Origin of the sequence: Sphingomonas sp. NPDC092440, assembly GCF_044754985.1 — a bacterium.
Lineage (GTDB): Bacteria > Pseudomonadota > Alphaproteobacteria > Sphingomonadales > Sphingomonadaceae > Sphingomonas.
The window spans coordinates 171,107-183,426 of sequence record NZ_JBIVQA010000004.1 but is presented as its reverse complement, the minus strand read 5'-3'; the positions used below and the strand labels follow the sequence as shown (position 1 = coordinate 183,426).

Annotated in this window: 12 protein-coding genes; 10 read left to right on the top strand and 2 right to left on the bottom strand. The window is 69.9% G+C overall.

The window, feature by feature from the left end:
• Nucleotides 1–25 precede the first annotated feature (25 nt).
• From ACIQCS_RS08630 to ACIQCS_RS08600, 7 genes are all read left to right on the top strand, one after another.
• Nucleotides 26–979 carry a DnaJ C-terminal domain-containing protein gene (locus tag ACIQCS_RS08630; RefSeq protein WP_345849644.1) on the top strand — a complete coding sequence of 318 codons (954 nt, stop codon included), beginning with the start codon at nt 26–28 and terminating at the stop codon, nt 977–979.
• 6 nt (nt 980–985) lie between these two features.
• On the top strand, nt 986–1,936 hold the full coding sequence (locus ACIQCS_RS08625; RefSeq protein ID WP_401530595.1) for a YihY/virulence factor BrkB family protein: 951 nt from the start codon (nt 986–988) through the stop codon (nt 1,934–1,936).
• Complete coding sequence (gene fabI / locus ACIQCS_RS08620) at nt 1,933–2,736, top strand: enoyl-ACP reductase FabI (protein WP_345849646.1); 804 nt, start codon at nt 1,933–1,935, stop codon at nt 2,734–2,736. The genes ACIQCS_RS08625 and fabI overlap by 4 nt, the downstream gene beginning before the upstream one ends.
• Nucleotides 2,733–3,260 (top strand): N-acetyltransferase, encoded by a 528-nt coding sequence (locus ACIQCS_RS08615; protein ID WP_345849647.1) that lies wholly within the window; start codon nt 2,733–2,735, stop codon nt 3,258–3,260. The genes fabI and ACIQCS_RS08615 overlap by 4 nt, the downstream gene beginning before the upstream one ends.
• Complete coding sequence (locus tag ACIQCS_RS08610; protein ID WP_280277666.1) at nt 3,253–3,549, top strand: hypothetical protein; 297 nt, start codon at nt 3,253–3,255, stop codon at nt 3,547–3,549. The genes ACIQCS_RS08615 and ACIQCS_RS08610 overlap by 8 nt, the downstream gene beginning before the upstream one ends.
• Nucleotides 3,546–4,616, top strand: a complete 1,071-nt coding sequence (aroC, locus tag ACIQCS_RS08605; RefSeq protein ID WP_345849648.1) for a chorismate synthase — start codon at nt 3,546–3,548, stop codon at nt 4,614–4,616. Before ACIQCS_RS08610 ends, aroC begins: the two co-directional genes overlap by 4 nt.
• Nucleotides 4,617–4,809: 193 nt before the next feature.
• Nucleotides 4,810–5,082: a hypothetical protein gene (locus ACIQCS_RS08600; RefSeq protein WP_345849649.1), complete on the top strand. Its 273-nt coding sequence runs from the start codon at nt 4,810–4,812 to the stop codon at nt 5,080–5,082.
• A gap of 58 nt (nt 5,083–5,140) precedes the next feature.
• Here ACIQCS_RS08600 and ACIQCS_RS08595 read toward each other — a convergent pair whose 3' ends face one another.
• Nucleotides 5,141–6,430 carry an adenylosuccinate synthase gene (locus tag ACIQCS_RS08595; protein ID WP_345849650.1) on the bottom strand — a complete coding sequence of 430 codons (1,290 nt, stop codon included), beginning with the start codon at nt 6,428–6,430 and terminating at the stop codon, nt 5,141–5,143.
• A 277-nt stretch (nt 6,431–6,707) separates the two neighbouring features.
• Nucleotides 6,708–10,022 carry a PAS domain-containing protein gene (locus ACIQCS_RS08590; protein WP_345849651.1) on the bottom strand — a complete coding sequence of 1,105 codons (3,315 nt, stop codon included), beginning with the start codon at nt 10,020–10,022 and terminating at the stop codon, nt 6,708–6,710.
• Between the two features lie 124 nt (nt 10,023–10,146).
• Here ACIQCS_RS08590 and ACIQCS_RS08585 point away from each other — a divergent pair, with 124 nt between their 5' ends.
• From ACIQCS_RS08585 to ACIQCS_RS08575, 3 genes are read left to right on the top strand one after another with little or no spacing between them, the layout of a single operon-like run.
• A complete protein-coding gene (locus tag ACIQCS_RS08585; protein WP_345849652.1) occupies nt 10,147–11,151 on the top strand; it encodes a fumarylacetoacetate hydrolase family protein in 1,005 nt (334 codons plus the stop codon).
• Nucleotides 11,152–11,604, top strand: a complete 453-nt coding sequence (locus ACIQCS_RS08580) for a hypothetical protein (RefSeq protein ID WP_345849653.1) — start codon at nt 11,152–11,154, stop codon at nt 11,602–11,604.
• Between the two features lie 54 nt (nt 11,605–11,658).
• On the top strand, nt 11,659–12,231 hold the full coding sequence (locus ACIQCS_RS08575) for a methylated-DNA--[protein]-cysteine S-methyltransferase (protein WP_345849654.1): 573 nt from the start codon (nt 11,659–11,661) through the stop codon (nt 12,229–12,231).
• The last annotated feature ends 89 nt before the right edge of the window (nt 12,232–12,320 follow it).

The following is a 12,320-nucleotide window of genomic DNA, read 5'->3' as shown; positions in this document are numbered from 1 at the left end:
ATACGGCGCGTTCGAAGGGGTTTTGATGGCAGCTGATCCGTATTCCATCCTGAACGTGGCGCGTGGCGCGAGCGAGGCCGATATCAAGAAGGCCTATCGCAAGCTCGCCAAGGAGCTGCATCCGGACCGCAACAAGGACAATCCCAAGGCGGCGGAGAAGTTCAGCCAGGTCACCCAGGCCTATGACCTGCTGACCGACAAGGACAAGCGCGCCCGCTTCGATCGCGGCGAGATCGATGGCGACGGCAACCCCGTGAACCCGTTCGGCGGCTTCGGCTCGGGCATGGGCAGCGGCGGCCAGGGCGGCTTCCGCGCCGATTTCGGCGGCGGCGGCGAGGCGGGCGGCTTTGGCGACATATTCGAAGGGCTGTTCGGCGGCATGGGCGCGCGGCGCGGCGGCGGCGGCTTTTCCGGCGGCTTCGGCGATTTCGGCCGCCGGGCCGCGCCCAAGGGCGCGAACATCGCCTATCGCCTGGCAGTGAGCTTCGAGGATGCGGCCAGGCTGGCGGCGCAGCGCATCACGCTGCGCGACGGCAAGACGATCGACCTCAAGCTCCCCGCCGGGCTCGAATCCGGCACCCAGATGCGCCTTGCCGGCAAGGGCGAGGAAGGGCCCGGCGGCGCGGGCGACGCGATCGTGACGATCGAGATCCAGCCGCACCGCTTCTTCCAGCGCGAGGGCGACGATATCCGGCTGGACCTGCCGGTCACGCTGTCCGAGGCCGTGCTCGGCGCCGAAGTGCGCGTGCCGACGCCGGACGGCCCGGTGATGCTCAAGGTGCCCAAGGGCTCCTCCTCGGGCAAGACGCTGCGCCTCAAGGGCCGCGGCTTCCACAAAAAGGCCGCAGGGTCCGCGGGCGGGCGGGGCGACCTGCTCGTCACGTTGATGGTAGAGCTGCCGGTGGACGACGATGCGCTGATCGCGTTCGCCAGGGGCTGGAGCGACAAGGGGAACCCGCGTGGCCGCATGGGCGTCTAACACCTTGTGACAACAGGGGAAGATTCGGGCGACGCGAAAGCGGGGCCGGGGCTTTGGTCCCGCATCCTCGCCTTGCTCGCCCGCATCGGCCTGGGCCCGCGCTTCTGGCACGTGGTGAAGCGCGTGTTGCTCGGCACCTTCGCCGACGGATTCACCTATGCCGGCAACCTGGCCTATCTCAGCCTGGTCACGCTCTTCCCCTTCTTCATCGTCGCCGCCGCGATCGCGCAGCTGATCGGCCGCAGCTCCGAAGGCATCCATACGCTGGAGGCGTTCCTGCATACCGTGCCGCCCGACGTGGCCGAGCTGCTGCGCAAGCCGGTGTCGGACGTGCTGATGGCGCGGACGGGCAACCTGTTGTGGTTCGGCGCGATCGTCGGCCTGTGGACGGTGGCCGGCTTCATCGAGACGATCCGCGGCATCTTGCGCCAGGCCTATGGCGTCCGCTCGGTCACGCCCTTCTGGCAATATCGGCTGGGGGCGATCGGGATGATCATCGCCTCGGTGATCATCACCATGGCGGCGTTCAGCTTCCAGGTGATCCTGACCGGCGTCGAGCAGTTCCTCTACAACATCTTCCCCTGGGCGTCCGAGGCGCAGCGCATCGTCTCGCTGAGCAAGATCGCGCCCGCCATCGCGCTGTTCGGCGCGCTCTACATCCTGTTCTACTCGCTCACCCCCGGCCGCTACCGGAAGAGCAAATGCCCCAAATGGCCGGGCGCGCTGTTCACCGCGGCCTGGTGGCTGCTGGTCACCGCGCTGCTGCCCAAGATCCTCGGCACGCTCGGCAATTACGACCTGACCTATGGCAGCCTGGCCGGCGTGATGATCGCGCTGATCTTCTTCTTTCTCGTCGGACTGGGGCTGGTCGTCGGCGCGGAGTTGAACGCGGCTCTGGCGGAAACGCCCGAGAACGGTCTAGAGGAGCCCAGAGAAAGGGAGAATACGCCGTCGTGACCGGATTGATGCAGGGCAAGCGCGGGCTGATCATGGGCCTCGCCAATGACAAGAGCCTCGCCTGGGGCATCGCGAAGAAGCTCAGCGAACAGGGTGCCGAGCTGGCGTTCAGCTATCAGGGCGATGCGCTGCTGAAGCGCGTGAAGCCGCTCGCCGAGCAGCTGGGCTCGGACACGCTGATCGATTGCGACGTGTCCGACATGGATGCGCTCGACACGGCGTTCGCCACGCTCGAGGCGAAATGGCCGACGATCGATTTCGTCGTCCACGCGATCGGCTTCTCGGACAAGTCGCAGCTGCGCGGGAAGTTCTACGACACCACGCTCGACAATTTCCTGATGACCATGAACATCTCGGCCTATTCCCTGGTCGCGGTGGCCAAGCGCGCGCGCGCGATGATGCCGGACGGCGGCGCGATCCTGACGCTCACTTATTACGGCGCCGAGAAGGTGATCCCGCACTATAACGTGATGGGGGTGGCCAAGGCCGCGCTGGAGGCCAGCGTGAAATATCTCGCGGTCGACATGGGGCCGGAGAATATCCGCGTGAACGCGATCTCGGCCGGTCCGATCCAGACGCTGGCGGCGCGCGGGATCGGCGACTTCAACTATATCCTCAAGTGGAACGAGCTGAACTCGCCGCTCCGCCGCACCGTGACGATCGAGGATGTCGGCGGCGCCGGGCTCTACATGCTCTCGGACCTGGCGGCCGGCGTCACCGGCGAGATCCACCATGTCGATTCGGGCTATAACGTGATCGGCATGAAGGCCGAGGACGCGCCGGACATCGCGCTTTCGTGAGCATTGCCATTCGCCCCGCGACGGGCGGGGATGTCGCCGCGATCGACGCGCTGCTGCGCCGGGCCTTTCCGGCGGAGGACGAGGCCCGGCTGGTCCAGCGGCTGTGCATCGACGGCGACATGGTGCTGACCCTGGTGGCCGACGACGAGGAGAGCGGCGCGCTCGCCGGCATGATCGCGTTCAGCCGGATGGACGTGGCGATCGCCGGCAAGCCGATCGCGGCGGTGGCGCTCGCGCCCCTGGCGGTCGAGGCGGCCTGGCGCAAGCAGGGCGTGGGCGAGGCGCTGGTGCAGGCCGGGATCGCGCAGCTCGCCGATGCCGGCGGGGTGCTGGCCTTCGTGCTCGGCGATCCGGCCTATTACGGCCGCTTCGGCTTCGCGGCGGAATGGGCGCGCGGATTTGCCTCGCCCTATGCCGGCGACTATCTGATGGCGCTGCCGTTGCAGGGCGGCGCCATGCCGTGCGGGGTGCGCGGCGCCGCGACGCATGCACCGGCATTTGCCGCCCTCGGCCAGGATGTTTGAGCTGAACGCCAACATCGTCGTCATCGCCTTCGCATTCACCGGGGCGCTGGGCAGCTTTCTCGATGCGCGACGGTCCGGGACGCCGCTGGTTCCCGCAATACGCGGCGCGGCGGGCATGCTGGTGTCGCTCGGGATCGTCAGCATCCTCTATTGGATGGCGCTGAACGCGCTGCGCCTCCCATGGAATTCCCTGGCCGGCTTTGGGCTGGGGCTGGTCTTCGGCTTGGGCGGGGCGTTGGTGCTTCTTTCTTTCAAATCCTGGCGACATCGGCGAGGAGGGTGGCGATGAGCTTCAACACCTTCGGACGCGTCTTCCGCTTCACCACCTGGGGCGAGAGCCATGGCCCGGCGCTGGGCGCGGTCGTGGACGGCTGCCCGCCGGGGCTAGCGCTGTCCGAGGACGGCATCCAGCCCTTTCTCGACAAGCGCCGCCCGGGCCAGTCGCGCTTCACCACCCAGCGCCAGGAGCCGGACCAGGTCCGCATCCTCTCTGGCGTGTTCGAGGGCCGCACCACGGGCACGCCGATCGCGCTCCACATCGACAATGTCGACCAGCGCTCCAAGGATTATTCGGAAGTCGCCAAGGCCTATCGCCCCGGCCATGCCGACTATGCCTATGACGCCAAATACGGCTTTCGCGACTATCGCGGCGGCGGGCGCAGCTCGGCGCGCGAGACGGCGGCGCGCGTGGCGGCGGGCGCGGTGGCGCGGCTGGTCATCCCCGAAGTGACGATCCTCGCCTGGGTGGAGACGATCGGCGGCGACGCGATCGACTATGCCAATTTCGATCCGGCCGAGATCGGCAACAATCCGTTCTTCTGCCCCGATGCGGAAGCGGCGAAGCGCTGGGAGGCGCTGGTCGACGGCGCACGCAAGGCAGGCTCGTCGCTCGGCGCGGTGATCGCCTGCGAGGCGAGCGGAGTGCCCGCCGGCTGGGGCGCGCCGCTCTATGCCAAGCTCGACAGCGAGCTGGCCGCCGCCTGCATGTCGATCAACGCCGTGAAGGGCGTCGAGATCGGCGACGGCTTCGCGGCCGCCGCGCTCACCGGCGAGCAGAATGCCGATGCGATGCGCCCGGGCAATGACGGCAGGCCGGTCTTCCTCGCCAACCATGCCGGCGGCATCGCGGGCGGCATCTCGACCGGCCAGCCGGTGCGCGTGCGGGTGGCGTTCAAGCCGACCAGCTCGATCCTGACGCCGGTGGAGACGGTGACGCGCGAAGGCGATGCGACCGAGATCATGACCAAGGGACGCCATGATCCCTGTGTCGGCATTCGCGGCGTACCGGTGGTCGAGGCGATGATGGCCCTGGTGCTGGCCGATCAGAAGCTGCTCCACCGCGCCCAGCTGGGCTGAGCGCCCCAGGCCCGGGGCGTGGCGCGGATCTTCCCGTCCCGACAATCTTCGCTGCTTCGGCCCGTCCCTTGTCCGGCTCGGCTCGCTGCCCAGCCGTGCGCGGGCCGGGGCTGGCCGTAACATCGGGAAACAATCCGGACATGCGCGGCGTCTCGAAGGGTCTTCGGCAAAAACCGAAGGAGGATTGCCCTGTATGTTGCTCAAGACCCTGATCGGCGCCGCGGCGCTGCTGGCCGCCCCCGCGGCCTTCGCCCAGACCACGTCTCCCACCGATCCGTCTGCGATGCCGCCGACGGAGCATCCCGCTCCTGCGCCGGCACCCGATCCGAGCGCCAATCCCCCGGCGCCCGCGCCGGATGCCACCACGGCCGCGCCCGCGCCGGATCCGGCTGCCCCCAGCCATGACCCGGCGACGTCCGAAGACACGGACAAGCGCGGCAAGAAGGACAGGAAGAAGCCCCATTAAGGGCTCCTGACGCAGGAGATGCGCTACCCGCCCGGCCGGACGGGTAGCGCATAGCCGATCAGTCCGCGAAGGGATCGCGGACCAGAATCGTGTCCTCGCGCTCGGGGCTGGTCGAGACCAGGGCCACCGGGCAGCGGATCAGCTCCTCCACGCGGCGGATATATTTGATCGCCGCCGCCGGCAGCTCGGCCCAGCTGCGCGCGCCCGCGGTGGTTTCCTGCCAGCCCGGCATCGTCTCCCACACCGGCTCGACCGCGGCCTGGTCGGCGGCGTTCGAGGGGTAATAGTCGATCTCCTCGCCGCGCAGCCGGTAGCCGATGCAGACCTTGATCTCGTCGAAGCCGTCGAGCACGTCGAGCTTGGTCAGCGCGATGCCGGTGATGCCGGAGACGGCGGCCGACTGGCGCAGCAGCACCGCATCGAGCCAGCCGCAGCGGCGCTTGCGCCCGGTGACGGTGCCGAACTCGCGGCCGCGCGTGCCCAGCCGCTCGCCCACTTCATTGTCCTGCTCGGCGGGGAAGGGTCCCGAGCCGACGCGGGTGGTATAGGCCTTGGCGATGCCCAGCACGAAGCCGACCGCGCCCGGGCCTATGCCCGAGCCCGAAGCGGCGGTGCCCGCCACCGTGTTCGACGAGGTGACGAACGGATAGGTGCCGTGATCGATGTCGAGCAGCACGCCCTGCGCGCCCTCGAACAGGATGCGGCGGCCCCGCTCGCGCGCGGCATTGAGCGCGCGCCACACCGGCTGGGCGAAGGGCAGGACGAAGCCGGCGATCTCGCGCAGCTGCTCCAGCAGCGCGGCGCGGTCGATCGGCGGCTCGCCGAAGCCGGCGCGCAGCGCGTCGTGATGCGCGGTCAGGCGATCGAGCTGGGGGCCGAGATCGTCGAGATGCGCGAGATCGCAGACCCGGATGGCGCGGCGGCCGACCTTGTCCTCATAGGCGGGGCCGATGCCGCGCCGGGTGGTGCCGATCTTGCCCGCGCCGCTCGCATCCTCGCGCAGCCCGTCCAGGTCGCGGTGGAAGGGCAGGATCAGCGGACAATTGTCCGCCACCATCAGCGTGTCCGGCGTCACGTCCACGCCCTGGGCGCGGATCCGCTCCACTTCGTCGCACAGCGCCCAGGGATCGAGCACCACGCCGTTGCCGATCACCGAAGGGGTGCCGCGCACGATGCCCGAGGGGAGCAGCGAGAGCTTGTAGACATTCTCGCCGACCACCAGCGTGTGGCCGGCATTGTGGCCGCCCTGGAAGCGCACGACCATGTCGGCCCGCTCGGCGAGCCAGTCGACGATCTTGCCCTTGCCTTCGTCACCCCATTGGGCGCCGATAACCGCTACATTTGCCATGGATACACGTCTCCGCCTGCCGGGGCGGGCCCGAAGCCGCCCTTCGACAGGACTCGGCGGCTGGGCGGTACGGAGGCCGGGGCGCGGGGCGCCGGAGCCGCGGCGCGCATGGCCCCTGGGGGCGATTCGGTCAAGGGGGTAGTCGCGTCGACTTCAGCCCAGCCGTTCCCCGGCGAAGGCCGGGGCCCAGCATCGCCGCACCTGGTGACGGGGGAGAAACGCTCGAACGTCGTCGCAACTGGGCCCTGGCCTTCGCCGGGGAACAAGGACCAGAGGTTCAGTTGTCCAGCGCGGCGCGCACGGCGGTGGCAAGGCGATCGAGATCGAAGGGCTTGGCGAGGATCGTCTCGCCCGCCACGCGCGCCGTTTCCGGCGCATAGCCGCTGGTCAGCAGCACCCGGAGCCCCGGCAGCTTCGCCCGGGCGCGCGCGGCCAGCTCATGCCCGGTCAGCTCCGGCATCACCACGTCGCTGAACAGCAGCGAGATGTGCGGCGCCCGGTCGATCAGCCGCAGCGCCTCGGGGCCGTCGCGCGCGCCGAGCACTTCATAGCCGAGCTCGCGCAGCGCCTCGATCGAATAGTTGCGCACCCGCTCCTCGTCCTCGACGACGAGCACCACTTCGCCCGGCTGGCCGCCGGCGGGGGCCGATGCGGCCCGCTCGGATCGGGCCGCCGGCGCCGCGCCCTGATGGACCGGCAGATAGAGATGGACGCTGGTGCCCTGGCCCGGCGCGGTCTCGATCCGCACCGCGCCGCCCGACTGGCGGACGAAGCCGAACACCTGGCTGAGCCCGAGGCCGGTGCCCTTGCCGACGCCCTTGGTGGTGAAGAAGGGATCGAAGGCGCGCGCGGCGACTTCGGGCGTCATGCCGGTGCCGCTGTCGGTCACGGCGATCTCGACATAATCCCCCGGCTGCAGCTCCAGCCCCGCCGCCGCGGCCGCGTCGAACCGCGCATTGGCCGTGGCGAGCACGAGCCTGCCCCCGCCCGGCATCGCGTCGCGCGCATTGACGGAGAGGTTGAGGATCACATTCTCGAGCTGGTTGGGATCGGCGAGCAGCGGCGCGACGCCGGCGGGCAGCAGGGTCTCCACCGTCACATCGTCGCCCAGGGTGCGGACGAGCAGCTCGATCATGCCCCCCACCATCGCATTGGCGTCGATCGCGACCGGGGCGAGCGGCTGCTGGCGGGAAAAGGCGAGCAGCCGCTGGGTGAGCCCCGCGGCGCGGGTGGCGCCGTCGCGGGCGGCGGTGATGTATTTGCCGATGTCGCGATTGCCCTGCTTCAGCCGCCGCTCGAGCAGGTCGAGCCCGCCGATCACCACGGCGAGCATGTTGTTGAAGTCATGCGCGATGCCGCCGGTGAGCTGGCCGACCGCCTCCATCTTCTGCGCCTGGCGCAGCCGCGCCTCGGCCGCCATCAGCTGCTCGGTGCGCTCGCGCACCGCCGTCTCCAGCGCCTCGCGCGAGCGGGCCAGCACTTCGCGCGCGTCGACAATGTCCTGGATGTCGGTGCAGGTGCCGAACCAGCGGGTGATCCCGCCCCGCTCGTCGCGCACCGGCTGGGCGCTGCCCAGCACCCAGCGATACCGTCCCGAGCGATGGCGCAGCCGATATTCGATCCGGTAGCGCGTGCCCGTCTCCAGGCTGTGGTGCCATACCGCCCAGGTGCGTGCGCGGTCGTCGGGATGGAACATGTCCTTCCACGCCTCGCCATCGGTGCTGCCCAGGGGCACGCCGGTATATTCGTACCAGCGGTCGTTATAATAATCGTGATAGCCGTCGGGCAGCGACGACCAGACCATCTGGTCGATCGAATTGGCGATGGCGCGGAACTTGGCCTCGCTTTCGCGCAGCGCGGCCACTGCCTCGATGCGCTCCACCGCGTCCCAGGCCGTCTCCGCCACTGCCTCGACAAAGGCGACTTCCTCGGCCGACCAGCGGCGCGGGCCGGCGGCGTTGATCGACATCACCGCCACCCATTGCCCGCCGCGCAGCAGCGGCACGCCCACGCCCGCCCCGGCGATATGCGCCAGCCCCGGCGCTTCGCGCGCGACGTCGTGGAGGATCACGGTGCGCCCGCTGCGATAGGCCTGGGCATTGTCGCCCAGCGCGTCGATCGCCACCGTGCCTTCCAGGGGTGCCAGCGCGCCGCTGCTCCAATAGGGGCCGAAGCGCACATCCTCGCCCTGCACGCGGTGGAAGCCCACCCGGTCGAGCCCCAGCTGCTCGCCCAGCGCCGCGGCGGTGAAGCGCATCACCGAATCGGCCGAATCGAGCGCGCGCTGGTGATCGGCCAGCGCCGCGAGGAATGCCTGCGCCTCGTTCGCCTCGCGCAGTTCCTCGGCGGCGTCGCGCGCGGCTTCCTCGGCCAGCTTGCGCTCGGTGACGTCGAAGGCGACGCCGGGGAAGCGCAGCGGCCGGCCCTCCTCGTCGAAGGTCGCGCGGCCCTGGGCGCTCACCCAGCGCAGCGTGCCGTCGGGCTGGATCAGCCGATATTCCTCGTTGAACGGCACCCGCTCCTCCAGCGTGCGGGCGATGCCGGCCTCGAGCCGGGCGCGGTCGCCGGGGTGCACGTTGACGAAGAACTGCGCGATCGGCGTGCCGGTGCCGGCCAGCCCCTCGTCCACGCCATAGAGGCGCAGGAAGCGGGCATCGGCCGTGACCAGGTCCGCCGGCACGTCCCATACCCAGGTGCCGACGCCGAGCGAGGCGTTGAGCGCGAGCTGCAGCCGCTCCTCGCTCCGCCGCAGCGCCTCTTCCGCGGCGGCGCGCTCGCTCACATCGTTGGCGACGACGAAAATGTCGGTGGTGTCGCCATTCTCGTCCTTGACCGGCTGATAGACGAAATCGAGGAAGCGCGTCTCGGCCGGCGCATCGGCGCGGTGCCGGAACAGCACCGGCACGCCGTCGGCGCGAAAGGTCTCGCCGCTGGCATGGACGCGGTCGAGCAGGGCGACGAAGCCCTGGTCGATCAGCTCGGGCAGCGCCTCGGCCACGGTCCTGCCGAGCACCGGACGCCCGCCGACCAGCGCCAGATATTCGGCATTGGCGAATTCGAAGCGATGCTCCGGGCCATGGAGCAGCGCCACCGCGCCGGGGGCCTGCTCGAACAGGTCGCGCAGCCGCGCCGCCTCCGCCAGGCGCGCCCGCTCCGCCAGCACGGAGCGCGTCGTCTCGTTGCCCTGGTTGATCAGCCCGCATATCCGGCCCGCGCCGTCGCGGAGCGGCGTGAAGCTGTAGTTCCACCAGGTCTCCTGGCGGCGGCCGGCCCGCTCCATCGCCAGGAGCTGGTCGTAGACCGCGAAGCCTTGCCCGGTGGCGATCACCCGCGCCATCTGGGGCCCGACCACGTCCCAGACGTCGCGCCACACCTCGCGCGCCGGGCGGCCCAGCGCGGCGGGATGGCGCTCGGCCGGGATCGGCGCCCAGGCATCGTTGTAGAGCAGGTGGAGATCCTCGCCCCAGTAGATGGCGGTGGGGAAGGTGGAGGCGAGAGCCAGGTCGAGCGCGAATCGCAGCGCGTCGGGCCAGGTTCCGGGCGTCCCGAGCGGGTGATTCGCCCAGTCGAACGTGCGGATTCGCTCCGCCATCTCGCCTTCGTGATCCAGAAAGCGCGGCGGGGCGTTCATGGCCTCAACCGATGCGGGGGCCCGGCGCCCGAGTCAACTCGACTTGGCCGCGCGGGCGGCTATGGATGGGGCAAAGGAGAGATTGATGAAGCTCGCAAGCCTGAAGAACGGCCGTGACGGCAAGCTGGTCGTCGTTTCGAACGACCTGGCCTGGTACGCCAGTGCCGACATGATCGCCCCGACGCTGCAGGCGGCGCTCGACAATTGGGACCGGGTGGAGACCGATCTGCGCAACCTCGCCACCGATCTCGACCATGCGGTGATCCCGCGCGAGCGCTTCCACGAGCGGCTCGCCGCTGCGCCGCTGCCGCGCGCCTATCAATGGGCCGACGGCTCGGCCTATGTGAACCATGTCGCGCTGGTGCGGCAGGCGCGCGGGGCGGAGCTGCCCGACAGCTTCTGGCACGATCCGCTGATGTACCAGGGCGGCAGCGACGGGTTCCTCGGCCCGCGCGACCCGATTCCGCTGGCCGACCAAGCCTGGGGCTGCGACCTTGAGGCCGAAGTGGTGGTGGTCACCGGCGACGTGCCGCTGGGCGCGAGCCGCGAGCAGGCGCTCGCCGCGATCCGGCTGGTCGGCCTCACCAACGATGTCTCGCTGCGCAACCTGATCCCCGGCGAGCTCGCCAAGGGCTTCGGCTTCTTCCAGTCCAAGCCGGCCAGCGCCTTCTCGCCGGTCTTCGCCACGCCCGATGCGCTGGGCGACTGGTGGCAGGACGGCAAGCTCCACCGCAAGCTGATGGTCGATGTGAACGGCCAGGCCTTTGGCCGGGCCGAGGCGGGCGTCGACATGACCTTCGACTTCGGCACCCTGGTCGCGCATGCCGCGAAGACGCGCCGGCTCGGCGCCGGCACGATCATCGGCTCGGGCACCGTTTCGAACCGCGGCGCGGATGGCGGGCCGGGCAGGCCGGTGAGCGAGGGCGGCGTCGGCTATTCCTGCATCGCCGAGATCCGCACGATCGAGACGATCCGCGGCGGCGCGCCGGTCACGCCCTTCCTCAAGGCCGGCGACACGGTGCGCATCTGGGCCGAGGACGATCGGCACCACCCGATCTTCGGCGTGATCGAGCAGACCGTGGGGGACTGAATGACGCGGGACGATCGGCTGTTCGAGCGCGCCCAGGCGATCATGGGGCGGCGGGCGAATGGGCTCTACATGCCGATCCTCCACCATCTCTCCAGGCGTGGCCATGCGCGTGCGATGCTGGAGCTGGCAGGGCTGTTCAGCCAGGGAAACGACCCGGCGGATCTTGGCGGCACTGCCCATGTGGGAACACCGGCATGGCTCTATCGGCGCGTCTGGCTGCGCGGCGGGGGACACGGGTGTCTGGCTGCGCAGAACCTGGCGATGAGTCGTTTCAACATCGGCGATCTGCACGGTTATCGCCTCTGGCTGCGACGTGCCCAGATTCTCGGCGACAATGACGCGGGCCTGGAACTCGATCGCTTCGAAACGCGCCAACCCTTTGGCGCCGCACGGGCGATCGGGCGCGGCCGGCCGTTGCGGCGCAGCGAACGCTGGCCGGTTGCGAACGCCTGATCGCACACCGATCTTCCGCTTGCGTGCAGCGGCGCCGTGAACGGATGGAGCATCATGACCGTCGAGAGCTTCTATAGCGTGTTCGAGACCGTGGCGGGTTTTGCCGCCATCGGCTGGAACGCGCGGGGCATCAGCAGCTTCCGGCTGCCCCCGGGCACGGCGCGGGAGGCGGAGCGTTCGCTGCTTCGCCGCCTGCCCGATGCGAAGGCGGTGCCGCCGCCGGCACCGGTGCAGGCAGTGATCGACGATGCGCGGCGCTATTTCGCCGGGGAGCGCGTCGACTTTTCCGGCGTGGCCGTGGATCTCGGGCGGCAGGAGCCCTTTTTCGAGCGCGTCTATGCCCAGGTGCGCCAGCTGGGCTGGGGCGAGACGGCCACCTATGGCGCGATCGCCAGGACGCTGGAGGCGGGGCCGGAATTCGCCCGCGACGTCGGCCAGGCAATGGCGGGCAACCCGGTGCCGCTGATCATTCCCTGCCACCGCGTGACGGCGGCGAACGGGCGCATCGGCGGCTTCTCCGCGCCCGGCGGGTCGCTGTCCAAGGCGCAGATGCTCGCGATCGAGGGCGTCGAGGTAAGGGACGGCATCGTCACCCGGGACATGCCGCAGCTGGGCCTGGGCTTTTAAGTTGAGTGCCCGGGCAAGTATCTGATTTCTAATGTCATCCCGGCCTTGAGCCGAGATCCCGCCGCTGCCTGCGCTGGCCGGATAGCGGA

Bases quoted from the DNA above. Each gene is read 5' to 3' on its own strand.
- ACIQCS_RS08630 (WP_345849644.1), top strand. From the start codon at position 26: ATGGCAGCTGATCCGTATTCCATCCTGAACGTGGCGCGTGGCGCGAGC.
- ACIQCS_RS08610 (WP_280277666.1), top strand. From the start codon at position 3,253: ATGTTTGAGCTGAACGCCAACATCGTCGTCATCGCCTTCGCATTCACC.
- aroC (WP_345849648.1), top strand. From the start codon at position 3,546: ATGAGCTTCAACACCTTCGGACGCGTCTTCCGCTTCACCACCTGGGGC.
- ACIQCS_RS08600 (WP_345849649.1), top strand. From the start codon at position 4,810: ATGTTGCTCAAGACCCTGATCGGCGCCGCGGCGCTGCTGGCCGCCCCC.
- ACIQCS_RS08595 (WP_345849650.1), bottom strand. From the start codon at position 6,430: ATGGCAAATGTAGCGGTTATCGGCGCCCAATGGGGTGACGAAGGCAAG.
- ACIQCS_RS08590 (WP_345849651.1), bottom strand. From the start codon at position 10,022: ATGGCGGAGCGAATCCGCACGTTCGACTGGGCGAATCACCCGCTCGGG.
- ACIQCS_RS08585 (WP_345849652.1), top strand. From the start codon at position 10,147: ATGAAGCTCGCAAGCCTGAAGAACGGCCGTGACGGCAAGCTGGTCGTC.
- ACIQCS_RS08580 (WP_345849653.1), top strand. From the start codon at position 11,152: ATGACGCGGGACGATCGGCTGTTCGAGCGCGCCCAGGCGATCATGGGG.
- ACIQCS_RS08575 (WP_345849654.1), top strand. From the start codon at position 11,659: ATGACCGTCGAGAGCTTCTATAGCGTGTTCGAGACCGTGGCGGGTTTT.